General features: G+C 64.9%; 28 protein-coding genes. 13 read left to right on the plus strand and 15 right to left on the minus strand.

Annotated elements, in window-relative coordinates; all coding sequences use genetic code 11:
- The first annotated feature begins 47 nt into the window (after window positions 1-47).
- On the plus strand, window positions 48-1,025 hold the full coding sequence (locus IL252_RS03440; protein ID WP_208626695.1) for an aldo/keto reductase: 978 nt from the start codon (window positions 48-50) through the stop codon (window positions 1,023-1,025).
- Window positions 1,026-1,176: 151 nt separating this feature from the next.
- Here IL252_RS03440 and IL252_RS03445 read toward each other — a convergent pair whose 3' ends face one another.
- Window positions 1,177-1,596 carry a DUF371 domain-containing protein gene (locus tag IL252_RS03445; RefSeq protein ID WP_208626697.1) on the minus strand — a complete coding sequence of 140 codons (420 nt, stop codon included), beginning with the start codon at window positions 1,594-1,596 and terminating at the stop codon, window positions 1,177-1,179.
- A 25-nt stretch (window positions 1,597-1,621) separates the two neighbouring features.
- Window positions 1,622-1,795: a hypothetical protein gene (locus IL252_RS03450; protein ID WP_170095060.1), complete on the minus strand. Its 174-nt coding sequence runs from the start codon at window positions 1,793-1,795 to the stop codon at window positions 1,622-1,624.
- Between the two features lie 108 nt (window positions 1,796-1,903).
- On the opposite strand from IL252_RS03450, the gene IL252_RS03455 reads away from it, so the two are divergent.
- From IL252_RS03455 to IL252_RS03465, 3 genes are all read left to right on the plus strand, one after another.
- A complete protein-coding gene (locus IL252_RS03455; RefSeq protein WP_208626699.1) occupies window positions 1,904-3,730 on the plus strand; it encodes a hydrolase in 1,827 nt (608 codons plus the stop codon).
- Window positions 3,731-3,984: 254 nt separating this feature from the next.
- Window positions 3,985-4,875: a coiled-coil protein gene (locus IL252_RS03460; RefSeq protein ID WP_153554008.1), complete on the plus strand. Its 891-nt coding sequence runs from the start codon at window positions 3,985-3,987 to the stop codon at window positions 4,873-4,875.
- Window positions 4,876-4,966: 91 nt separating this feature from the next.
- The gene (locus tag IL252_RS03465) at window positions 4,967-5,632 is read left to right on the plus strand and encodes a LysE family translocator (protein WP_279634268.1); all 666 of its coding nucleotides are present in this window, start codon (window positions 4,967-4,969) and stop codon (window positions 5,630-5,632) included.
- Here IL252_RS03465 and IL252_RS03470 read toward each other — a convergent pair.
- Window positions 5,629-6,348, minus strand: a complete 720-nt coding sequence (locus IL252_RS03470) for an HD domain-containing protein (RefSeq protein ID WP_208626701.1) — start codon at window positions 6,346-6,348, stop codon at window positions 5,629-5,631. The two genes, IL252_RS03465 and IL252_RS03470, sit on opposite strands and share 4 nt — an antisense overlap.
- Before the next feature lie 641 nt (window positions 6,349-6,989).
- Between IL252_RS03470 and IL252_RS03475 the strand changes: the two genes are divergently transcribed.
- Complete coding sequence (locus tag IL252_RS03475) at window positions 6,990-7,715, plus strand: GNAT family N-acetyltransferase (protein WP_208626702.1); 726 nt, start codon at window positions 6,990-6,992, stop codon at window positions 7,713-7,715.
- Between the two features lie 81 nt (window positions 7,716-7,796).
- On the opposite strand, the gene IL252_RS03480 is transcribed toward IL252_RS03475, so the two are convergent.
- On the minus strand, window positions 7,797-7,976 hold the full coding sequence (locus IL252_RS03480; protein ID WP_208626704.1) for a hypothetical protein: 180 nt from the start codon (window positions 7,974-7,976) through the stop codon (window positions 7,797-7,799).
- Window positions 7,977-8,091: 115 nt separating this feature from the next.
- Here IL252_RS03480 and IL252_RS03485 point away from each other — a divergent pair, with 115 nt between their 5' ends.
- The gene (locus tag IL252_RS03485) at window positions 8,092-8,508 is read left to right on the plus strand and encodes a Rieske (2Fe-2S) protein (RefSeq protein WP_153554004.1); all 417 of its coding nucleotides are present in this window, start codon (window positions 8,092-8,094) and stop codon (window positions 8,506-8,508) included.
- 16 nt (window positions 8,509-8,524) lie between these two features.
- On the opposite strand, the gene IL252_RS03490 is transcribed toward IL252_RS03485, so the two are convergent.
- Both IL252_RS03490 and IL252_RS03495 read right to left on the minus strand, forming a co-directional pair.
- The gene (locus tag IL252_RS03490; protein ID WP_015764032.1) at window positions 8,525-8,815 is read right to left on the minus strand and encodes a transcriptional regulator; all 291 of its coding nucleotides are present in this window, start codon (window positions 8,813-8,815) and stop codon (window positions 8,525-8,527) included.
- A gap of 204 nt (window positions 8,816-9,019) precedes the next feature.
- Window positions 9,020-9,655 (minus strand): FAD-dependent oxidoreductase, encoded by a 636-nt coding sequence (locus tag IL252_RS03495; RefSeq protein ID WP_208626706.1) that lies wholly within the window; start codon window positions 9,653-9,655, stop codon window positions 9,020-9,022.
- A gap of 178 nt (window positions 9,656-9,833) precedes the next feature.
- On the opposite strand from IL252_RS03495, the gene IL252_RS03500 reads away from it, so the two are divergent.
- The 3 genes from IL252_RS03500 (at window position 9,834) to IL252_RS03510 (ending at window position 12,868) form a co-directional block, all read left to right on the plus strand.
- Window positions 9,834-11,597 (plus strand): 2-oxoacid:acceptor oxidoreductase subunit alpha, encoded by a 1,764-nt coding sequence (locus IL252_RS03500; RefSeq protein ID WP_208626707.1) that lies wholly within the window; start codon window positions 9,834-9,836, stop codon window positions 11,595-11,597.
- Window positions 11,594-12,457, plus strand: coding sequence for a 2-oxoacid:ferredoxin oxidoreductase subunit beta (locus IL252_RS03505; protein WP_208626708.1), 864 nt, complete (start codon window positions 11,594-11,596; stop codon window positions 12,455-12,457). The genes IL252_RS03500 and IL252_RS03505 overlap by 4 nt, the downstream gene beginning before the upstream one ends.
- 156 nt (window positions 12,458-12,613) lie before the next feature.
- Window positions 12,614-12,868 (plus strand): hypothetical protein, encoded by a 255-nt coding sequence (locus IL252_RS03510; RefSeq protein WP_208626709.1) that lies wholly within the window; start codon window positions 12,614-12,616, stop codon window positions 12,866-12,868.
- A gap of 228 nt (window positions 12,869-13,096) precedes the next feature.
- Here the strand turns inward: IL252_RS03510 and IL252_RS03515 are convergent, their stop codons facing one another.
- The gene (locus IL252_RS03515) at window positions 13,097-14,263 is read right to left on the minus strand and encodes a hypothetical protein (protein ID WP_208626710.1); all 1,167 of its coding nucleotides are present in this window, start codon (window positions 14,261-14,263) and stop codon (window positions 13,097-13,099) included.
- 127 nt (window positions 14,264-14,390) lie between these two features.
- Here IL252_RS03515 and IL252_RS03520 point away from each other — a divergent pair, with 127 nt between their 5' ends.
- Genes IL252_RS03520 through IL252_RS03530 form a run of 3 tightly spaced genes read left to right on the plus strand, consistent with a single transcriptional unit; the run spans window position 14,391 to window position 16,899 of the window.
- Window positions 14,391-15,623, plus strand: coding sequence for a digeranylgeranylglycerophospholipid reductase (locus IL252_RS03520; RefSeq protein WP_153554088.1), 1,233 nt, complete (start codon window positions 14,391-14,393; stop codon window positions 15,621-15,623).
- 51 nt (window positions 15,624-15,674) lie between these two features.
- Entirely contained in the window at window positions 15,675-16,418 is a 744-nt protein-coding gene (locus IL252_RS03525) for an NAD(+)/NADH kinase (protein ID WP_208626711.1), read from the plus strand.
- Between the two features lie 52 nt (window positions 16,419-16,470).
- Window positions 16,471-16,899, plus strand: a complete 429-nt coding sequence (locus IL252_RS03530; protein ID WP_208626712.1) for a hypothetical protein — start codon at window positions 16,471-16,473, stop codon at window positions 16,897-16,899.
- A gap of 458 nt (window positions 16,900-17,357) precedes the next feature.
- Here IL252_RS03530 and IL252_RS03535 read toward each other — a convergent pair whose 3' ends face one another.
- The 8 genes from IL252_RS03535 to IL252_RS03570 form a co-directional block, all read right to left on the minus strand.
- Window positions 17,358-17,630, minus strand: coding sequence for a hypothetical protein (locus tag IL252_RS03535; RefSeq protein WP_170095073.1), 273 nt, complete (start codon window positions 17,628-17,630; stop codon window positions 17,358-17,360).
- Window positions 17,623-17,937, minus strand: coding sequence for a hypothetical protein (locus tag IL252_RS03540; protein WP_153554092.1), 315 nt, complete (start codon window positions 17,935-17,937; stop codon window positions 17,623-17,625). Before IL252_RS03540 ends, IL252_RS03535 begins: the two co-directional genes overlap by 8 nt.
- A gap of 64 nt (window positions 17,938-18,001) precedes the next feature.
- Entirely contained in the window at window positions 18,002-18,769 is a 768-nt protein-coding gene (locus IL252_RS03545) for a cytochrome bc complex cytochrome b subunit (RefSeq protein ID WP_170095074.1), read from the minus strand.
- 2 nt (window positions 18,770-18,771) lie between these two features.
- Window positions 18,772-19,575: a cytochrome bc complex cytochrome b subunit gene (locus tag IL252_RS03550; RefSeq protein WP_170095075.1), complete on the minus strand. Its 804-nt coding sequence runs from the start codon at window positions 19,573-19,575 to the stop codon at window positions 18,772-18,774.
- A 4-nt stretch (window positions 19,576-19,579) separates the two neighbouring features.
- Window positions 19,580-20,434, minus strand: coding sequence for a Rieske 2Fe-2S domain-containing protein (locus IL252_RS03555; protein ID WP_208626713.1), 855 nt, complete (start codon window positions 20,432-20,434; stop codon window positions 19,580-19,582).
- A gap of 2 nt (window positions 20,435-20,436) precedes the next feature.
- Window positions 20,437-20,853, minus strand: a complete 417-nt coding sequence (locus IL252_RS03560) for a hypothetical protein (protein ID WP_208626714.1) — start codon at window positions 20,851-20,853, stop codon at window positions 20,437-20,439.
- The gene (locus IL252_RS03565; RefSeq protein WP_208626716.1) at window positions 20,853-21,527 is read right to left on the minus strand and encodes a halocyanin domain-containing protein; all 675 of its coding nucleotides are present in this window, start codon (window positions 21,525-21,527) and stop codon (window positions 20,853-20,855) included. Before IL252_RS03565 ends, IL252_RS03560 begins: the two co-directional genes overlap by 1 nt.
- Window positions 21,528-21,588: 61 nt before the next feature.
- The gene (locus IL252_RS03570; protein ID WP_208626718.1) at window positions 21,589-22,452 is read right to left on the minus strand and encodes a hypothetical protein; all 864 of its coding nucleotides are present in this window, start codon (window positions 22,450-22,452) and stop codon (window positions 21,589-21,591) included.
- Between the two features lie 114 nt (window positions 22,453-22,566).
- On the opposite strand from IL252_RS03570, the gene IL252_RS03575 reads away from it, so the two are divergent.
- Window positions 22,567-23,052 carry a hypothetical protein gene (locus IL252_RS03575; protein WP_153554099.1) on the plus strand — a complete coding sequence of 162 codons (486 nt, stop codon included), beginning with the start codon at window positions 22,567-22,569 and terminating at the stop codon, window positions 23,050-23,052.
- Window positions 23,053-23,067 lie beyond the last annotated feature (15 nt).

A 23,067-nucleotide genomic window follows, 5' to 3' on the forward strand; every position in this document is an offset into this window, starting at 1 on the left:
TCGGCCAGACCACGATTTTTATGTGAGTGGAAAATCGTTCACAACACATGGAGTACACACGACTCGGTTCGACTGGGTTGCAGGTGTCACCGATCTGTCTCGGGACGTGGCGGTTCGGGCTGGAACACGAGGACAGCGGCGTCGTCGAGACCGATCGCGAGGACGCCCACGAGCTGCTCGACGCCTTCGCAGCGCAGGGCGGGAACTTCATCGACACCGCCAACGGCTACGGGCAGGGCCGCAGCGAGACCTGGATCGGCGAGTGGCTCGAAGACCGGGACCGGGAGGACTTCGTCGTCGCCTCGAAGTGCTACTGGTCGCAGGTCTCTCGGTTCCAGGAGAACCTCTCGAAGAAGAACGTCAAAGCGGAGGTCGAGGGCTCGCTCGACCGGCTGGGCACCGACTACCTCGACATCCTCTACTGTCACCGCTTCGACGACGGGACGCCCCCAGAGCGCACGCTGCGCGCGCTCGACGACCTCGTCAGCCAGGGGAAAGTCCACTACGTCGGCATCTCGACGTGTGACGCCTGGAAGCTCACGAAGGCGCTGTGGGAGGCCGACGTGAACAACTACGAGGCCTTCACGGTCACCCAGCCCCAGTACTCTGCGACCTACCGCGAACCGGTGGCGGAGTACCTGGACGTGTGTGCCGATCAGGACCTCGCGGTCTGTCCGTACTCGCCGCTCCACGGCGGCTTCCTCACCGGCAAGTACGAGCGCGTCGGCGACGGCGAGGTCGAGGCCCCGGACGGTTCCCGCGGCGACATCGACGACCACTTCGAGGACTGGTACCTGACAGAACAGGCCTGGGACGTGCTCGACGAGGTCCAGGCCGTCGCCGACGAGGCCGACGCGACCCCGGCACAGGTCTCGCTGCGCTGGCTGATGGACCACGAGCGGTTCACTTGCGTCCCGATCGTCGGCGCACGCACGGTCGACCAGCTCGACGAGAATCTCGGCGCGATCGACGTCGAACTGTCCGACGACCAGTTCGCTCGGATCGACGACGCGATCGAAGTCTGAGGCGGACAGTTCGTCGCCACGTCACTCGGCTGTTTCGTTCGGATCGACGACCTCGCCAGTCGCCGGCCCGCCGCTGCTGTTCCTGGCCGGCTCGGGGTCGGCACTCGTGGGCGTGTCTCGGGCCAGCCGCGAAAAAAGCTCTCTAGTTCGGTCAGGGCGTCTCGACGGCGAACGTGATCGTCGCGTCGGCACCGTCCGCGAGCGCAGCGACGAGCCCCCGATCGAGGTCGGTTGCCGCGGCGTCGGCCTCGACCATCACGGTCCGGTCGTCGACGTAGTCGCTGGTCCGACAGACGTGGCTCCGGTCGCTCTCGAAGGTCAGGTCGGGGTGGCCGCTGCCGGTGACAGTGTCGGTGTCCCCGCCGGCTTCGATCGTCATCGTGATCGTCGCGTCGCCGTCCTGGCAGGCCGCGACGAAGTCGGGGTCGAACTCGGACGGGACCCGATCGGCCTCGATACCGAGGATACAGTCCCCGGCGGGCGTGAGGAAGTCGTCGCTGGTCACTTCCAGCGTACTCTCGTGTTCGGCGCTGACGTGCTCGTGGCCGTGTGCGTGAACGACTTCGTCCATACGGACGCCTGCCGCCGCCCGCACTTCAGCGAGTCGACTCGGGCCGGGAGACGGTGATCGTCACCGCACCACAGGCACACTCGTAGGCCGACTGGCGACCGGCGGCCGTCTCGAAGACGATAGCTGGTTCCTCCGGCAGCGCTCGGTCGCATTCCGGTGCCTCACAGGTGGCCGAACCAGTCGTGAGTTCCTCGATCATGGTCGATCGTTCGGCCGACACCCACGTTAAGGTCCGGAAACCCCGGAGTGAAAGTGAAAGTGGTGGTCGAGGGTAAAGGATATGCCCACGGGGAACGCCCGATGATGCATGTCGCTGGAGTGGAGCGCTGGGGCGGTCGATCCGGGGGGAGATCCGCCGTCAGCCGAGACCTGGCAGCCGATCGACGTGCCTGGGCGACCGACCGAGTTCGTCGACGCCGAGGCCGTGGCCTACCGGGCGACGTTCGAGGACCCGCGAGATCCGACGGAAGCACACGCCGTCCTCGTTCTCGAGGGCGTGTACGCTCACGCGCGCGTGTGGCTCGACGGTGAACTGATCGCGGAACACGACGCGTACTTCGAGCCACTCCGAGTGCCCTTGCCCGTCACCGAGGACAACGAACTGGTCGTCGAGTGTCGCCGTCCCGACGATCGGTTCGGCGGAATCTACGACACCGACCGCGTTCCGACCGCCTCGTCCGTACCGGGCATCTGGTGGGACGCACGCATCGAGACCCACCCGGACCCGTACGTCGCCGAGTTGAACGTCGCGCCCCGCGTCGACGGGGAGGCGGCCTCGGTCGCGGTCGAGGCGACGGTCGTCACCGACGAACCGCTCGACGACCGGCTGACACTCTCCTTGCGACCGACCGGTGAGGTTCGGGGCGGGGGAATGATGAACAGAGCGCGGGTCGACACCGACGCCGGCCGAGCCACGATCGGCCACGAGATCGACGTACGGGACCCCTCGCTGTGGTGGCCCCACGACGTGGGGAGCCAGCCGCGCTACGCCGTCCGGGCGAAGCTGGCCGACGACGAGCGGACGGTCGAGACTGGACTGCGGTCGGTGTCGTACGACGAGTCGGGACTGCTCGTCAACGGACAGCGCGTCCCGGCGCGGGGCGTCACTCTCGTCGACGGAACGGTCGAAGACGTTCGGCGGACGGTCGACGCGAACGCGAACCTCGTTCGAGCCCACGCCCACGCGCTCTCGCCCGCGGTGTACGAGGCCTGTGACGAGCAGGGCGTGCTCGTCTGGCAAGACCTCCCGCTGACCGGACCCGGCAAATTCGACGCCGACCGTGCCGCGAGTCTGCTGGAGCGGCTCGTGTGGTCGCGCCGTCGACACCCGAGCCTCGCAGCGGTCAGCGTCCACGACGGGCCGGTCGCAGACTACGCCGACGGGCTGGGCTCGGGACTGCTCGACCGAGTTCGGTTCCGCTGGCGGGCGTGGCGTGCCGACTACGACGGTGCGCCCGCTGAGCAGGTGGCCGACAGCATCACCGAGGTCCCGACGTTCCCCGTCGTCGGGCCGGCGGGCGTCGATCCCGACGCGGCGACGATGTATCCCGGCTGGACGTTCGGGGAGCCCCGCGACGCCGAGTGGCTCTGTGATCGCTACGGGCTCGGCACCGTGGTCGCGGCGTTCGGTGCCGGGGCCCTCGCGGACGGCGACGAAGCAACCGACTTCGAGGGGGAACGTCACGCGGCCTGCGTCGACGGCGGTGTCGACGACTCCCAGGCGACCCAGGCCAGCGTCGTCGGGACCGTCGCCGAGACGCTCCGCCGACGCGACGCCGACGTACTCGCCGTCGACACGCTCCGCGACGCCGACGGGGCCGGCATGGGCGTCCTCGCCGAGGACGGGACGCCCAAAGCCGCCTTCGAGCGACTCCAGAGCGCCTACGAACCCACACAGGTCCTGCTGGCCGATCCGACGCCGGGCGACAGCGAGGTAGTACTGGTCCACGACCGGCCGACCGGCGGTCTCGCGACGGTCGAGTGGGACGTAGACGGCGAGAGAGAACAGACCGAAGTCGAGATCGAGGCCTACGGTCGCCAGACGGTGACGACGATCGCGCCGCCGGCCGGTTCGGACGTGACTCTCGCGGTCGCGATCGACGACGTGGTCGCACGGAACCGGTACACGCTTTAAGATAACTGCGTTCCGTGTGAATATCTCACAACCACCGTTCTGGGCCGTGTGACCGGCAACCACGGTAGTTGGTGCATCGGAATATTTAAACCACATCCACCCGAATGTGTAGCTACCAGAACGTCTTCGACGTTCAGGCAGTATCGCGTTACGCCCAGCATGACAGGGAACCCTGCTTATCGGAGACAGCCCATCATCGTTAGGGAGTCGACTGCCCAGCGTCGTGGCGGACATGGCATCGAGGATTAACAACAATGGTAGATTCGATAGATCAATCGAAGAACGTAGAACTCACAGAAGACGATCTCGAAAACAAGTCCAAAGGCGAGCTCATCAAGCTCGCGGGACAGCTTCGAGACCGACGAAACGAACTCAACCAGATGGCGTCCGAGCGCGCGTCCGACCGGGACGACCTCAACGCCAAGACGCGTGAGAAGGTCGACGAGGCCCAGGAACACCGCGAGAAGCGCGACGAGCTCAACGAGCAGGTTCAGGAGCACAAAGAGAGCCGCAACGAGCTCAACGCCGAGGCCAACGAGTTGTTCGACAAGGTCGAGGACCTCAAAAACGAGATGGAGCTGGACGAGGGCAAGTCCATCGAGGAACTCGAATCCGAGATCGAGGACCTCGAATTCAAACAGCAGACGGAAGTCCTCTCCAGCGAGGACGAGCGCGAACTCATCGAGAAAATCGAGGAGAAGCGCGACAAGCTCGCCAGCAAGAAAGAGAAGCTCGACCAGACCGAGGACCTCGACGGCCTCAAAGAGGAAGCCGAGGAGGTCCGCTCGGAGGCCAGCCAGCACCACCAGAAGGTGACCGAGCTCGCCGACGAGGCCCAGAAGCACCACAACGAGATGATCGAGGCCTATCGTGAGGCCGACGACATCCGTGACGAGGCCGACGAGATGCACGAGAAGTTCGTGGAGGCCCAGGAAGCGGCCGACCAGCACCACGAGGACTTCGTGCGCGTCCAGAAGCGCCTGCGCGAACTGGACAAGAAAGAGGAAGCCGAGGAACGCTCGGCTCGCGAGGAAAAGCAGGAGGCCGCCCGCGAGGAGGCCGAAGAGATCTACCAGAAGTTCAAGGAAGGCGAGACTCTCGACACCGAGGACCTGATGAAGCTGCAGAAGGCCGGCAAGCTGTAACTGCTCTCTCACTCTCTCCCGTTTTCAGCCGTCCAGCAGTGCCGACGGTCGCGAACGACAGGATTACACCGGACAGGGACCAACGCCCCCCGTGGAACTGTTCGTGACACTGCTTGGCGGCGTCGTGTTCGGACTCGCGCTGGCGGCCCCGCCGGGACCGATGAACGCCGTGATCGCCGAGGAGAGCGTCCTCCGGGGGTGGCACGCCGGCTTCCGAGCCGGTCTCGGCGCGATGATCGCCGATCTGGCCTTTCTGGGCCTCGCGATCGTCGGTCTGGTGACGGTCGTGCGCGACAACCCCGACGTAGAGACGGCGATGCTCGCGGTCGGCGGCCTGTTGATGCTGTACTTCGCAGTCGGTGCAGTCGACGACGCACAGACGTTCGTCGGCGACGATCCGGGGGACGGAAACGGGTTCTGGAAGGCGTTCCTGCTGGCGCTGACGAACCCCTATCAGGTGGTGTTCTGGCTGACCGTCGGCGTCGGACTGCTGGAGCCGGGCCGACTGGATGTGCTGGCACCGCTTCCCGTCGTCGGTCCGTCGCTGGCAGAGCGGGTCGTCGTCCAGACCGGGCACCCGGTCCTGCTGGTCGGGCTGTTCGCGGGCATCGTACTGTGGATCACGAGCTTCCCCGCGGCGCTCGTCGGGACGCGAGAGCGTGTCGAACGCCTCGCACCGGCGGTAGCGTGGCTCTCGGCGCTCGTGCTTGCGGGCTTCGGTGGCCTCTTTCTCGTCGAAGCCGTGGGCCGGCTCTAGTCGTCGCTGCCGACGCCGGTCGCCACGTCGCCGACGAGGGAGTCGTCGTCCATCTCGGCGACTTCCATCTCCAGCCACTCCTGGAACCACCTAGCCCGTTTGAGACGGCGGTGGACGATCGCTTCCGCGGTCTCGCTCTCGATGCGCTGGCGAGCGTCCTCGCCGCGCTCGATCACGCGGCCGACCATCTCGGCGGCGTCCATGTGCGAACGCGACTCGTAGCCCATCCGCAGGAGCATCAACGCCGTCCCGTTGGCACCGACCTTGTCGAGCACGTCGGCCTCGATGAGACACTGGGTCTCCAGCGGGAGGTCGGTCAGATCGTCCTGGTAGGAGTGATCGCGGACGGCGCTACACACCTGCTCGACGAACGAGTCCGGATAGTCGCCGTGGCTCAGCAGGTACTCGCGGGCGATCGTCGCGCCGACCTCCGCGTGGACGTCCTGCTCGGCCTCCAGCTTCGCGATGTCGTGAAACAGCGCGGCCACGCGAGTCACGTCGACGTTCGCCCCTTCCTCGCGTGCGATCTCGACGGCGAGATCGACGACGTTCAGGATGTGGTTGAAGCGATACTCCGCGGAGTGCCACGGGTACCACCGCATTCGGCCGCCTTCCTCTTCGTTCTCGACGCTCGCGGCGAGATAGTCGTGGACGAAGTCCCGCATCGCCTCGAACTCGGCGTCCGAAACCGGTGATTCACGGATTTCGACGCCCACAGAAGCACCTCCGTCGTCGCAGTTCGTTATTCATCTTACGTACAAAAAGGTCCGTTCGACTCTTTAGCGTTACGACACCTCCAACGACTCGAAACGATCCCGAATACCTCCGCGAGCAGGCTCCAGCGGTGCTGCTGTGGCACTCTCCGTGTCGGTCGGGGCGAAGCGAGAGACGAACGCGTGTCTCGATCGTGGTCGTCGGACGACACGGCACGTCTGATCGAGGGTCGTCGAGGCGTCGCCATATTCATCGTTGGTTGTCACACAGTCAGCACGTCGCGAAACGAAAAGAGACAGGGGCGACAGATTCGACCGCGGTCGTGGTTGAGCGACGTATTGGATGCAGTCGGAACCTGTCACCGAGAAGTACGCTCTGGAGCATCGAATGCCAGATCAGAGCCGATGGGTTTCTGTCACCGTTCGTGCTTTTGTTGCCGTATCGTACACCTCCAACAACAGAAGGCAGGCATTCGGACAGTAATAAGCGTTTCTCCGGGAGAGAATAAAGTAGTAAAGCACGGCCCCACACCTCTAGGAGTTCTAGGGAACTGTACGGAGAATGCCGGGCCAGAACACACGACTCCCCGGAAGTAGTGTTGCTCGTCTGAATTTTTATGCCGCCGGGGCCCGAACGAGGACGTATGTCGATCAGAAGAGCGGCGTCCGCAGACAAGCCCGCGATCCGCGACGTTGCCCGACGGTCGTTACAGGCGTCGTACTCGCTCGGACCGCACGCGATCACGAGCGCGATCGAGGAGTGGTACGGCGAGGACCGACTCGACGAGACGCTGTCCGACGACGGCCGCGTGTTGCTGGTCGCCGTCGAAGACGAGCAGGTCGTCGGCTTCTCCGAAAGTACGCTGGCCGGCGCAGAGATCGGAACGCTCCTCTGGTTGCACGTCGATCCGGCTTACCGAGGTCACGGCATCGCCTCGGAGCTGTTCGAGGCGACGAGGACAGAACTCGAATCGCTCGGTGCCGAACGGATCCACGGACGCGTGCTCTCGGACAACGCCGACGGAAACGCGTTCTACCGCTCGAAGGGTTTCGAGCCTGCCGGCGAGGAGACCGTCGAGATCGACGGGCGAACCTACGTCGAGCAACGCTACGTCGAGACCAGTCCGAGCGGTCGCGAGCTCATCGAGACCGACGGTACCACCGTGTTCGTCGACCACGACGCGACCGAGAAGGGCTCTGTCGACGCCTTCCACCTGGTGTACCGAGACCAGGCGGACAGCGATCTGTACGGCTACTACTGTGTGAACTGTAGCACGCTCGCGAACGCGATGGACGCGATGGGACGGATCGAGTGTGACAACTGCGGCAACGTCCGCAAGCCCACGCGCTGGGACGCCGCGTACCTCTAGGTGTCCCGTCGTACGGACGTTACAGCGGCAGAGAGCCGGTCGCGAAGAGAACCGAAGGGCGAGTGCGATGGGGCCAGCAGGTCAGGGATCCGGGCCGCGGCCGTCCCGCGCTGGGCGCAACACGAGCGCGTAGTAGAGGACGAACACCGCGATCGCGATGGCGACACCCAGAATCGTGTCCATCAGGACCGTTTCGAGCGACGAGTGCAACGCGACGGCTGAAGCGATCGTACCCCCGAGAACGAAGCTTCGGACGAACATAGGCGTAGTTCGAACCACCGTTATATAAACGGAGATCCTCTTTTTCAGTCGCTGGGAGAGGGGGCGTACAGAATCGGGGCGTTGAAACGGACCTGCCCCCAACGGAGAGACGAGCATGGACGCCGACCGACGTATCGTCGACACCGAGGCCGTTCCCGACGACGGCACCGTGCTGTTCACCATCGTCGACGGGAGCGAACGGAGCGAGGGGATCTTACTGCGACTGTCCGACGGCATCGTCGCCTTCGAGAACTACTGCCCACACTGGCGAGACGTGCGTCTCGACAAGGGGTCGGGGGCGACGCTACGGGGTGCCGAACTCGTCTGTGAGAAACACGGCGCGACCTTCGAGACCGACACGGGCTACTGTAACTTCGGTCCCTGTGAGGGCGCGACACTCAGCGAGGTCGACGTGACCGTCGCGGACGGCGGTGTCTACCTCACCGAAGACGGCTGCGAGTTCGGCGGACTGGGGCCGGCCGACGACGGTGACCTGTCCTCGGGGAGTCGGATCGGCTTCTCGGGGAACTGAAGCCGTCGGGAACCGGTCACTCGATGCGATAGGCGGGCTCGGAGATCGCCTCGCTCTTGCACTCGGGGCACCTGCTGGGCCGGTTGGTCAGATCGTCGAAATCGTCGAATCCACACTCTTCGCAGGCCGGCGGTGCGACGAGCAACTGCTCGTCTGTCGACTCCAGCGAGCGAGCGATGTGTTCGACGTGATCGAGCGCGTCGCTGGTCCGTATTTCGAACTCTCGAGCGATCGCGCCCGCGGCGAGCGCCTCGGCCCGGAGTCGGTCGGCGATGCGCTGGCGCGTCGTCCGACTTGCCTCGCGCATGGTATTCTTTGGCACACTATCGGTAAAATACTTTTTGTCTCCGGAATCGCCCGGCGACGACGGTTCCGACACCGCAGTTGTACTGTGATTGTTACGAGAGGCCGCGCTTCCGGTGGGAGCGGGCAACACAGACGAACCGCGCGCAGTGCCAGCCGACGACGCTGTCCTCCCGAAACCCCCAGCGGAGCACCCCGGGAGTCCCAGCTACCCGAAGTTCTCGATCTTGGCGTCGTCGGTCGTCCCGCCGGCATCCTCGACGGCGGCCGTCGCCGCGTCGATGAAGTCGGCGAACCCGTAGACGAACAGCTGGCCGCCGTCTTCGAGCGCCGCGGCGGTGGCGTCGGTCAGGTCCTCGTCGGCGTCCAGGAGTCGCACGAAGGCACCGGCGTCGTCGAGCGCCGCCAGTCGCTCCTCGTGAACCGGCTCGTCGTCCCGGTAGACGATCGCCGCGTCGTTACCCTCGGCCAGCGCACGCTCGGCGATTCCGACGGCGGGGCCGACACCGGGACCGCCGGCCAGCACGACCGCTCGTGACTCGTCCTCGTAGTAGTCGCTGCCGAAGGGACCGGCCACGGTGACGGTGTCGCCGGCCGTCAGATCGCCAAGCAGCGGTCCGACCGTTCCGTCGGGATCGATCCCGACCGTGATCTCGAACGTCTCGGTCACCTCGGGCGAGGAGATCGTGTAGAATCGCGGTTCGGTCTCGCCGTCGACTTCGAAGGTGAGCTTGACGAACTGTCCCGGTCGAGCCGAGAAGTCCGCTGGCGTCTCGATGTCGATCGCCACCGTGTCGGGGCCGACCGCTCGGACGGCCGCGACGCGACAGTCGGTGTCGTCCATGGGGTCGCTTGGTGGATCGGCGGCAAGCCGGTTTCGATCCCGGCGACGCAACGTGTGACGAAAATTGTGACTCGGAATCGTGTATATATCCCCGACGCTACGATTGCAGAATCGCTCCACCCGATAGTCGACGGTTTACAGAAGGTTTTTCCTTTGGCGACGGGTACCCGAGGCTAGAATGCCCGAAGACCTCAACTGGGCCATCGGCGGCGAAGCCGGCGATGGAATCGACTCTACCGGGAAAATCTTCGCCCAGGCACTCTCACGGGCAGGTCGACACGTCTTCACGTCCAAGGACTTCGCGTCGCGTATCCGCGGTGGGTACACGGCCTACAAGGTCCGGACGGCTGTCGACCGCGTCGAGAGTGTCGTCGACAGACTGGACGTACTCATCGCACTGACAGAACGTACCATCGACGAGAACATGAACGAGCTCCACGAGGGCTCGGTCATCATCTACGACGGGGAGCGGACGACGATGCAGAACGTCGAGATCCCCGACGAGATGATCGGTCTCGAAGTGCCGCTCAAGCGACTCGCCGAGGAGGCCGGCGGCGCGATCATGGCCAACGTCGTCGCGCTCGGTGCCGCCTGTGAAGTGACCGGCTTCCCCATCGAGAACTTAGACGAGTCCCTGGAGAAGCGCTTCGGCGACAAAGGCGAGGCGATCGTCGAGAACAACAAGAAGGCAGCCCGCGCCGGCCAGGAGTTCGTCCAGGCGGAGTACGACCACGACTTTGGCTACTCGCTGGAGACGACGGACAACGACTACGTGCTTCTCAACGGCGACGAGGCCATCGGCATGGGCGCGATCGCCGCCGGCTGTCGGTTCTACTCCGGCTACCCGATCACGCCCGCGACGGACGTGATGGAGTACATGACCGGCCGCGTCGACCAGTTCGGTGGCAAGGTCGTCCAGGCCGAGGACGAACTCGCCGCGATCAACATGGCGCTTGGCGCTGCCCGTGCCGGCGCGCGTGCGATGACGGCCACATCCGGCCCCGGGATCGACCTGATGACCGAGACCTTCGGGCTCGTCGCGACCACCGAGACGCCGCTGGTGATCTGTGACGTGATGCGCTCTGGCCCCTCCACGGGGATGCCGACCAAACAAGAACAGGGCGACCTCAACATGGCGCTGTACGGCGGCCACGGCGAGATTCCGCGGTTCGTCGTCACGCCGACGAACATCTCGGAGTGTTTCTGGAAGACCGTCGAGGCGTTCAACCTCGCCGAGAAGTACCAGACGCCGGTCTTCCTCGTGTCCGACCTCGCGCTGGCAGTGACCGAACAGACGTTCGCACCCGAGACCTTCGACATGGACGAGGTCGAGATCGAGCGCGGGAAGGTCGTCGACGAGGACGACATCGACGGCTGGCAAAACGAGAAGGATCAGTTCCAGCCACACTTCCCCAGCGCCGACGGCGTCTCGCCGCGGACGTTCCCCGGAACGAGCGGCGGCGCACACATGACGACCGGCCTCGAACACGACGCGCTCGGTCGCCGGACCGAAGATACCGAGGTCCGCGAGGAACAGGTCGAGAAGCGCGAACGCAAGGTCGAGACCGCCCGCGAACAGGAAGACTGGGACTACCGCGAGTTCGGCGATCCCGACGCCGACACGCTGGTCGTCTCGTGGGGCTCGAACGAGGGCGCGATGCGGGAAGGACTGGAGATGCTCGCCGACGAGGGCCTCGACGTGCGCTTCATCTCGGTGCCCTACATCTTCCCGCGACCCGACCTCAGCGAGGAGATCGAGGCCGCAGAGCAGACGATCGTCGTCGAGTGTAACGCCACCGGGCAGTTCGCCGACGTGATCGAACACGACGTGCTCGAACGCGTCGACCGCGTCAACAAGTACGACGGCGTCCGCTTCAAGGCCGACGAACTGGCCGAAGAGATCAAAGACGCCGTCGCCGCAGAGACGGAGGTGTCAGCATGAGCTCAGACATTCGCTTTACCGACTTCAAGTCCGACAAGCAACCGACCTGGTGTCCCGGCTGCGGTGACTTCGGCACCATGAACGGCATGATGAAGGCGCTGGCCGAAACGGGTAACGACCCCGACAACACCTTCGTCGTCGCCGGCATCGGTTGTTCGGGCAAGATCGGAACGTACATGCACAGCTACGCGCTCCACGGCGTCCACGGGCGCGCGCTCCCGGTCGGCATCGGCGTCAAGCTCGCCAACCCCGACCTCGAAGTGATGGTCGCTGGCGGCGACGGCGACGGCTACTCCATCGGTGCCGGCCACTTCATCCACGCCGTCCGCCGGAACGTCGACATGACCTACGTGGTCATGGACAACCGTATCTACGGGCTGACCAAGGGCCAGGCCTCGCCGACCTCGCGCGAGGACTTCGAGACCTCGACCTCGCCGGACGGTCCGAACCAGCCGCCGGTCAATCCCAAGGCCCTCGCGCTCTCGGCGGGCGCGACGTTCATCGCTCAGTCGTTCTCTTCGAACTCCCAGCGCCACGCCCAGCTGGTCCAGGAAGCGATCGAACACGACGGCTTCGGCTTCGTCAACGTCTACTCGCCGTGTGTGACGTTCAACGACGTCGACACCTACGACTACTTCCGCGACACCATCCAGGACTTGGAGGAGACCGACCACGACGAGACCGACGCCGATCAGGCCAAAGACAAGATCCTCGACGGCGACAAAGAGTACATGGGCGTGCTCTACCGCGACGACGACTCCGTGCCCTTCGACGAGCGCGAAGGGTTCGACCAGAACATGAGCGAGATCCCAGACGGCGCACCCGACGGTGCGATGGACCTCGTTCGAGAGTTTTACTAGACCACCTTTTTCCGCTTCGGGTTCGCGCTTCGCGCGAACCGCTCGCGCAAAAACGTGGGCGAAAAAGGCGCGAATCGCCGACGGCGATTCGCGTGAACCGGGCGACCTACCGGGTTCTTCGAACCGCTCGGTCGCCCGGATGCTGACCGTATAGCAATGGTCGGTTCAGGCCAACAACGACTCATTCTGCGTCGGCGTCCGCGCCCATCGCCGCGAAAGGGCGGACTACACGACGTCGTTGCCGAGACCGATCACGAGATCGACAGCCGACGGACCGACGAACAGGGATTCACCTACGCCTACGTCTACGACGGGCCGATGAGCACGGTCCACATCGACTATGACTGCAGTACCCACCGGGAGAAGGGGATGCGAGGCGTGATCGCAGTGGGCGACGGTGCGAAGCTGTAGCGTCGCTTGATCGTGCTCAGGGTTTGCCCGGCAGTACGTCGGGTTCTCCAGACCGATAGATGTCCTGGCAACCACCTTTTTCGTGGTCGGGTTGTTCGCCCCGTCTGCTCACGGGCCGCAGGCCCGTTCGCATGGTATGCGGGACCGCTGGTCCCGCACTACTCACAACCGCTCCCCGAAAAACGTGGGCGAAAAAGCGGGATTCGCGCACGACGCGAATCCCGTGGCTCAGGGCTTGCCGGGGAGTACTTCTGGGTCACCAGACCGATAGATGTACTCCACAGCCACGCCGGTCAGCGGCGAGTCGACGGCGGTCGCGTACTCCTTGGCCAGATCGAGGTACTGTTCGGTGATGTCGACGACCCGGCGGTAGGCCGCCTCGTCGTCGGGTGCCAGCAGGTACTCGGCGGTGACCGGCGTCAACTGTCCCTCACGACGGTCGTCGGCGTAGTCGTCCACGTCGTCGAGCCAGATCTGTGCGCCGACGATCGCGAGCACGATGGCGCGGGCGAACTCGTCTTCGACGTCGAGGCCGGCGAGTCGGTACAGGTCGAGCATCCCGTCGTACAGCACGCCGACGCGGGCGTACTGAGTCTTCATGTACGGAAGTTCTCGTTCGGCCTCCGAGAACAGTTCGGCGACGTCGTCGTCGGTGAACGCGGCGAACTTGTACTCGTCGCGAACGTCCGCGAGTGCCGCGTCGTCGCCGTCTTCGGCGGCGTCCATGAGGTCGCGAAAGTGGGCGTCCCGGTCCTGGTGGGCCTCGCTGTAGTCGACGGCCCACTGGTAGCGCTGGGCGACGATCGGCGGGAGCCCGTCGAGGATCTCGTCGAGGTGGTCCTGGAGCGCGCCCTGTGCGACCTCGGCGACGCGGCGCATCTCGTCGGGCTCGAAGTCGACGGCGAAGTCCGCGAACTCGGCGTCGTTGATCGCATCGCGCATGTCGCCGTCGATCAGCGCCTCGATGGAGAGGCGGGTCATCTGCTCGGCCCGAACGACCATCTCACGGGGCGACAGCTCCTGTGCGGGGCCGGCCTGGAGCGCCGTCTCGTCGACGTCGGGGACGCCGCTGGCGATCTCGTCGGTCACGGGGTCCTCGCCGGCCCGCTGGCGCGCACGGCGGTAGACGTAGCCAAGCGTCAGCTGTGCGGGCAACACGAGCTTCGTGTCGTACTCGAAGCTGACGCTGTCGCGGTCGAACGCCTCCGCGAGGGCGTCCTCGACGAGCGCGAACACGTCGTCGATCATCCGCTCGGTCCGATCGTCGATCTCGCCTTTCAGCGACAGACTCCCGTAGTCGAAGACGCCAGCGTCGGCGTAGTAGCCAAGCACCGCTCTGACTGCCGTCGGGAGCCGACCGCTGTCGGCGAGTCGCCCTGCACCTGTCTTGAGCATTGAGACCACCTGCGGACGAAATCGCCCGCGCTATCGAAGTGCTGTGCTCGGCGGGGGCTTTACGCTTTCGAGAGACGCGGCGACGACGTTCAGCAAGACTCATTACCGGCACGTCGTATCACAGGATATGAGTGAGCGTTTTGACGTGGTCGTCGCCGGTGCCGGGCCAGCGGGGGCCCAGTGTGCCAGGGACCTGGCTGCGCGGAACTACGACGTTCTCGTCCTCGAAACGGAGCCAGAAGACGGGTTCCCACGTCAAAGCAACAAGTCGACTGCGGGTACCTTCCCCTCGATGATGGCGTCGTTTTCGATCCCCGACGACGTGGTCATGCAGTACACGGACAGCGTCGTCCTCGAATCGCCCAACGATTACTACGTCCAGGACCAGGCCGGCGCGGTGCTCGAATTCGCCGAGTTCAAGCAGTTCCTCGTCGCCGACAGCCGCGAGAAGGGCGCAGAGTATCGCTTCGACTCGCGGGTGACCGCGCCGATCACCGAGGACGGCGAGATCGTCGGCGTCAGCTACAACGGCGATCGGGAGGTCTACGCCGAGATCGTCGTCGACGCGACGGGACCAGCCGCGCCGCTGGCGAAGAAACTCGACGTGTGTGACCTGAAGCGCGAGCACCAGGCCATCGGGATCGAGTACGAGTTCGAGAACGTCGACGTGAACCACCCCGAGTACGCCGACCTCCGGGACGCGATGATGCTCCGGCTGGACCACGACCTCGCACCGGGTGGGTACTCGTGGATCTTCCACACGGGCGGGCGGTCGGCGAAGGTCGGGCTCTGCTACATCCAAAACGACTCCCACAGCCAGCGAGCGAAGGAGGGAATGGGCATCGACGACTATCTCGACTACTGGCTCGACCGCGATCCCCGATTCGACGACGCCGAGAAGCTCGAATCGAAACAACACCGCGGCTCGGCACACATCCAGCGGCCGTCCTCGATGAGTACGGACTCGTTCATGGCGATCGGCGACACCGTCCCGACGATCGATCCGCTGTGGGGCGAGGGGATCCACAAGGGGATGAAGTCGGCCCGGATGGCCGCGATCACCGCCGACGCCTGCCTCACGCCCGAGACGCCAAACACCGACGCCGAGACGATGGCGACCTACGACAAGCTCTGGCACAGCGAGGTCGCACCGCGGGCCCGCGAGCGGCTGTTGATGACGGAACTGCTCTATCTCGTCCCCAACAGCCGCTACGATCAGCTGATGGCCGACCTGAAAGAAGTCGGTGCGGGGACGCTCGCACGCGTCAACGCCGGTGAGAAGCGCGCGATCAGCAAGCTGTTGCACCTCTCGGACCTGCCGACGCTCGTGAAGTACGCCCGTCGGCGACTGAGCGCCTGACTGTCGCGGTCGTTCAGCAGCTTTTTTGCCGGCCACTCGGATGCACTACCAATGAGTTCTGGGGCACCAGTCGTCGGTGTCGTCGGTGAGATCGGCGACGATCTCGTCGACGCAATCGAAGACGCAGGGGGGCAGGTGCGAACCGGCACGGCCGAGGCCGTCGTCGCAGACGCCCCCGACGTAGTGGTCGCTGTCGGTGAGCCTGCGACGCTCGCGGTCGCACGCCAGCGACCGTCGATGGCGGTCGTTCCCGTCGAGGCGGGTCGTGGACTCCGCTCGGTTCCCGGAGACGCCGCCGTCGAGGCGGCCGACTCGATCGTCGCCGGAGAGTGGACGACTGAATCCCACCCGCTCGTCGCCGTCGAGCTAGACGGCGAGCGAGTCGACCGCGCCCTGCTGGACGTGACGCTCGTCACATCGGAGGCCGCCCGGATCTCCGAGTTCGCCGTCACCGCACGGGCGACTCGCGTCGGGCAGTTCCGGGCCGACGGCGTCGTCGTCGCCACGCCGGCCGGAACGCCCGGGTACGCACGGCAGGTCGGCACGCCGGTCGTCGCTGCCGAGACCGGCGTCCTCGCGATCGCTCCGATCGCACCCTTCGCGACCAACCCCGACCACTGGCTCGTGGGCGACGAACGGATCGCCCTCACCGTCGAGCGAGACGAAGCCGACGTGACGCTGTTCGCCGACGATCGGTCCGTCGCCCCGGTCTCGCCCGGAGAGACGGTGGCACTGACGACGGATCGATCGGTCACGGTCGCCGTGCTCCCGGCGAGCCGACCCAGATTCCCGTAGCCCGGACCGAGAATTGGAAAGACACTAATGGGCGTCGGACGGATTTGCTTCTATGGAGCCGTTCGTCAACATCTTCGGGCAGCTGGACACGCTCCACAGTTTTATCGAGCCTGTCCTGCTCGCGCTCGTCGTCGCCAACATGGTGACGCGATACCTCGCCCACAACCGTCACGTCGAACAGTACGAGGACGGCGGTGCGGACGCGATCAGCCGCTTTATTCCTCACGAGGCGACCAACGTGCTGTTGATGCTGGCCTCGTTTTACTACCTCACCGTCAACCACCACGGGGGGATGGTCCTCTCGATGTTCGTGGCGGGACTGTTCATCACCGACCTCTTCGAGTTCGAGTCCCGGAAGGTCGAAGCCCGTCGTGACATCCCGCTGGACCGACCGAAGGCGTCGCTGAGCCTCTGGACGCTGTCGCTTCTGTACCTGGGCTTCCAGATGCTCTTTACCGGGACGCTCGGAACGATCCTCTGAGACGGATTATTGTAGATCTTTACCGGATTGACCGCACACCGTGGTGCGGTCGACCGGGAAAACGGCTACAATAATCCGTATGAGACGGGCCGTCGCCGTCTTCCGGTCAACCCACGTGGCGTGTGGCCGGCCGTGATTGCTACCGATCAGTGGTGGGTCCGACAGTCGTCGCTTCGTCTCCGATCGGCCACACGCACTCGTGGCCACGTTTCTGTTCTGTGATTGGCAGCTCCCGTTTCGACGCCGGCAGCGCGCTCGCCGGCTCGGCGACGACGCGATGCAGTCGGCAGTCACCGTCACGAGCGGGGCGCTACGCTCAATACATCACAGACAGCACAGACAGTGTTACCCGCGTCGCCCGGCCCGCGTACGGGGAAGCGGAGGCACGACGATTGAACGGAAGAGAGCAAAGCAGCTGTCGATCTCACGTGCGGGAGCAGCGAGAACGACGCCGTCGATCAGTTGCTACGCTCGGCCCAGACCTGGCGGCCTTCCTCGACCAGCGGGATCAGGAGCCAGAACGTGAGCGCGCCGATGATGGCGAACCAGAAGAACGCGTCGCCCATGAACAGGGCCACCTGGTCGTAGACCGTCAGTGCCTCTGCGGGGGGCGCTTCGCCGGTCAGCTGTGCGCCTTCGAAGCTCGGAGTCCTGTACCAGCCGGCGACCGTCATCCAGCCGAGACCCCCGATCACGAGGGCAGATAGCCCTTTGATGAACTCGTCAGCCATTACCTGAATCTTCGGCAGCGTCGTCTTTAGACTTTCCCATTTCCTCGGTGCGAAAGCGCGTCGAGAAGGCGTAGACGACGGCACCGAACACAATCAACCCGATCCCGGCGAGTGCCACGATCGGGTCGATTTCCGAGGCCGGGAGCGTCGCTCGTTCCGTCGCTCGGTCGACGAGCACGAAGCCACCGACGACGCCGACGACCGCGAACAGCGTCGAGAACACGGTGACGGTCTTGTACACCCGGAGGGGGACGACCACGTCACGGTCCTGGTCTGTGCCCGCGTCGACCGACTGTTCGTCCGTCATCGACGGCTCTAGGGGCGGCAGCTACTTATATCGGGCGAGACGGCGAGAGAAGAGCGACGGCGAGTTACTTCGGCGGTCGCAGCCGGTAGTAACGGCGGTTGAGGTTGAACATGTACCCCTCTCGCATCGTCCGGAGCGCGGCGTAGGTGATCGCTCCGCAGACGATCGGGAACAGGAAGCTCAGGTCGAGCAGGAGGTCCGACCCCATGGGGATGAGGTTCTGGACCGACAGCGCCGCGATGGTCAGGCTGAAGACCACGCCGGCCATCCCGACGGCCGCCCAGAACGGCTGTTCGACCGGTCGCCGCGCCGAGCCCTTGTTGAGGAAGGGGACGATCGCGACGATGCCGACGACGACGACGTTCGCGATGACGCCGTACATCCGGTCGCTCATCAGCTTCTGGCCGCCGAGGAGACTTATCTCCGGATTCAGACTCTGGATCTTCAGGAGGCCAAAGGACCAGTAGAGATACCAGTCGGGCAGGATGATCGCCGGGGTCTTGTTGGCGTTGGCCGGGTGGGGCATCTCGGGGGGGAGTGCCGCCGAGAGGAACAGGATCATCCCCACGAAGAAGGAGGTGAGCGCGAGGTTGCGCATCATCTCGTGGGGCCAGGCCGGGAACGCCAGCACGTCGCGCTCGACGTAGTCCGACTGCTGGCGCAGGTCCTGGTCTTCACGCCGGGACCGCTCGAAGTACTCGTAGGTCAGGCGGGCAAGTCCCTCGGTTCGTTCCTTGCGCTCTCGCCACGTCGGCGTCTCGTCGTCCGGCGCGACGATGCCTGTACCGGAACCGTCCGTACGAACGTCGTCGTTGGTGTCGTTGTCGCTCATGATTAGTGTGGTTCAGCGATGCCCTGCATCCAGACGATACCGATGTGGACTGCGATGATCGCAGTCGTGATGAACGGCAGGAAGAACACGTGTAGGATGTACATCCGTTGTAACGTGCTCTGTGACAGGGTGAACCCGCCGAACATCAGCTGTGCGACCCACTCGCCGATGAGCGGGATCGACAGCGCCATCTCGACGCCGATCTGGCCGGCCCAGTAGCTCAGCTGGCTCCAGGGCAGCAGGTAGCCCGTGTACCCGAACACGAGCGTCAGCGAGATCAGCACGATGCCGATGATCCAGTTGACCTCACGGGGTTCCTTGTACGCGCCGGTGAAGTAGACCCGGAGCATGTGGAGGAACACGGCGGCAACCATCACCTGCGCGGCCCAGCGGTGGATCGACCGCAGGAGGTACCCGAGGTTGAGCTCGCCCATGATGATCTGGACCGACTCGTAGGCGACCGTCGCTGTCCCGTCGGAGGCGGCCGCAGCCGGTGCGTAGTAGAACCCGAGCAAGGCACCCGAGATCGCCGCGACGACGTAGGAGATCGTCGAGAACGATCCGAGCGCGTACAGCGGGTACCAGTACCAGAACTTGTTGTCGAGGTTGTACTGTTCCGTGTGGCTCTTTGGCATCTGCATGTTGACCTTGTAGTACAGGTCTTCGAGCAGTTCCAGGTAGTCGACGATGCGCAGTCGCTTGTCGAGCCACAGCAGCGCCGTCAGGTAGATGGATTCGAGCGTCGTCAGCTCTCTGGACTCCATCCACCCTTTGTGGTCGTGGTCGTCTTTGCGTTCTAAACTCATTGTTCTATAGTGGCCGCGGCAGCGCGGTGAAGGTCACCTGTGTCGGGCTGAACGGGTCGTACACCGACTGGTGGCACTGGCAGTACACCTTGTCTTCGGCGTTGTACGAAGCAGCGCCCGACAGCGTCTTGTAGCCAGGGTTACAGCAGAAGTGGGTACACTTGTTGACCCAGGCCATGAAGGACTGTTCGGTCGCCTCGGCGAAGTACTGCTGGACCGGGCCCGGAACGCTGGAGTACTTGCCCTCTCCGTTCGCGATCTTGGGGACCTCCGGTGATCGGAGGACCTGAACGGTGATGCTCTGTACGTCACCCTCGGACCGCCAGTTCGCGGTCGCGGGTTTGCCCAGTCCATCGCTCCCGATGTCGTTGCCCCACTCCTCGTAGTTGTCGAACATATCGACGGTGAGGGGGTCGCCGTCGGAGTACTCGGACTGCCAGTCGTAGTCACCGGTCGTCATGGTGAACGTGTTGTTCTGTTCGGCCTGGGGCTGGACGCCCTCGGCCGTCTGGAGCCCGCAGTACTGGAGCATCTGCGAGGAGTAGGGGATCCCGCTCCCGCCGAAGTCGTCCTCGATCGCGATTCCACGCTCGGGGTCGTACTCCGGCCAGAGGCCGTTCAGTTCCCCGTCTTCGATCGTGATCGGGATGATCGGCATGCCGCGTGGAGCCGGACCTGCCGTGTTTTCGATCGCGACGTACGTCGACGAACCGCCACCGACACCGCCCGACGACGTGGTACTGTCGAGGGCTGCTGCGCCGCCAGCACCGACGCTCGACAGCGTCGCGCTCCCGACGACGCCCTTGACGAACCGTCGACGGCCGGATTCGGCCGGATACTTGTCTTCGTCTAGTGGCATAGTTATTTCTTGTAGTAGGGGTAGACCGCTCGCTTGATGCTCTCGATGGGATCGTCGCCGCCGAAGGACTCGCCGTCGACGTCTTCCTCGCGGATATAGAGATCTTCCCACTTGCGACGGCGCTTCTTGACGATCATCACGTCGGGGAGGAACTCCTTGCGATACAGCAGCATGATGAACGCGAGGTCGACGAAGATCACGGTCAACACGCCACCCATGAACATGTTGGCGTTGATGATCCGTGCTGTCAGGGACGGCCCGACGCCCGATGCCCAGCCCGCGAGGATGCCGTAGGTGAACAGGCCGACGAAGACGACCTCGATGATCGTCAGGAGGACGATCCCCAGGGCCGCCGCCGTACTCTCCCGTGGCTGTTCGTAGCGATGAATGTCGCCGTAGTTAGAGCCTGTCGAGGACATTAGTTGTTCCCTCCTTTGGTGTTGGCCGATTCACCGTACTTCAGCAGGTAGAACGTAAAGATCGTCGAGACGACCATCGCGAGACCCGCACCGATACCGACCCAGTGGGGCTGGATGGGCACACCGGCTTCCTCGGGGTCGAGCGTCTCGACGCCACCGCCTTCCCCGCCGCCCGAGCTTTTGGTTTTGTAGTCGGTCCCGACGACGATTGCCCCTTTCATGTTGAGGCTCTTGTGCGGGGAACAGTAGTACGGGTAGATGCCGTCCTCCTCGAAGGTGTGTTCGTACTCGACGCCGGTCGTCTCGACGGCGCTCCCGGAATCGAGTGGGCCTTCACCCTCGGAGACGACGTTGTGTCGACCACCTTCACCGGTCCACTCGAACTTCACGGTCGCGCCGTTGTCGACGTGGATCGCCGGTGGGCCGAAACCGAAGGCACCGCCGTTTGCCTGGGTGCCGACCTTGACGGTCGCCGAATCCTGGCCCGTCGCGTCGACGGTTTCGCCGTCGAAGTTGCTCACGCTGCTTAACCAGTCGCCGTAATCCGGTGGGCCGCCACTGCTGCCGCCATCGCCGCCTTCCTCTTCCTGGGCGACGGCAGCGCCGGTGGCGCTGGCGGCCGCGGAGGCCCCAGCGACACCCCCGGCAGTCCGGACGAACTCCCGCCTATTCATAGACGTGCGAAACTCAGGACCGAATTTGTATAAACCCACCGAATACCGCCAGCAGGCACCGTTATCCTTCGTGTTGCCCGTCCTCACGCTGCCCGGAACCGTCGGGTTCCAGCGCCGGCACGAACTCCGGACGCTCTCCGTCCGAGAGGCCGATGGCCCGGAGCCGATCGCGGTACTCCTCCGAGCGGAACTTGTCCGAGAGGCGGGCGTTGGCGACCACCAGGAAGAGCACGAGTGCGATCGCCAGGAACGCCAGTCCAGCGACGATCAGGAGGACCGGGCTCGCACCGTCACCGCCGATCTGACCGGCGGCGGCCAGGATACCGCCGCCGATCAGCACGAGTCCGGCGAGCAACTGGACACCGGCGATCAACTGGAGCATCCAGTTGCCCAGTTCGTTGCCGCCCTCGGGGACCTCCTCCGGTTCGGGGAGCGGATCGTCGCTGGGCGGTTCCGGCACGTCGTAGTCGTCCATCGAACAGAGCGCGACGGTCGGCTTCACGTCGCGCAGCACCGTCCCGTGTCCCTCGACGGTCCCGTCGGGAAAGACCAGCGCGTACCCCTCGTCGGAGTAGGCGAGCACGCGCTGGGGGTCTGTGTGGCGTTCGACGCGGGCGAACACCTCGCGCGTGGCGACGCGCGAGCGGAGGTCGTCGGCCACCCGATCGAGCAACTCGCCACCGGTGATCCAGCTCTCCTCCTCGAAGGCGACTTCCCACTCTTGGGCGGTCATCTTCGCCATGTCCTCGGGGCCGAAGTCGTCGAAGTCGTACTTCTCCTCGACCTCCGCCCGGAGCGCCTCGACCGACGCTTCGTCGGTTGCTGGCCCGGACGACTGCTCGTCGTCGGCGTCGATCCCGCTGTCGGCTGTCGCCCCCTGCTGGTCGGCTTCGTCTCCCGGCGGCGTCGATTGCGGGTCGGCCATGTGGCGACGCTAGGTCCCAAAGGCTCTTGTGCTTTCTGACATCACCCCTGTCGCCGTCCGGCAACGCGGCCGGGTCTCCGGCACGTTTTAGCGCGGGCTTTCCCTAGGTGGGGTATGCCGGTCTCCGACGCCCTCGTCGCGACGATCGTCTTCCTGGCCGTGACCGCGAGTCTCCCGTGTTTCCTCTACGGCGCGTACTACATCATCGAGACCGAGCCCGTCACCTGGGGCGTCCTGATGCACCACCTGAAGTTCGTCGTCACCGGCCTCGTGTTGACGACGGTGCCGATGCTGGGCTGGATGCTCCCCCGGCTGCCCGACCAGTTCGGCGGGCTCTCGGCGCTGCACGCCGTCCTCGGACTGCAGGCCTACGCGATGCTACTGTTCGGGATGACGGGGATCGTCCGCATCTTCGGGGCGAAGTACGAACACGACCTCTACGAGGAGTACGATCAGGAACTGCTGCTCGACGAGATCGGGGGCGACCGGATGGACCACTGGCGCAGTCGCCTCCGGATCGGCGTCTTCGGCTACGTGATCTTCTGGCTGCTCGCCTACGTGGTCGGCGTCGTTCGCTACGTCATCAGATACCTGCTGTGACGGGCCGACGCGCAC

Origin of the sequence: Halomicrobium sp. IBSBa, assembly GCF_017612575.1 — an archaeon.
Classification (GTDB): Archaea; Halobacteriota; Halobacteria; order Halobacteriales; family Haloarculaceae; genus Halomicrobium.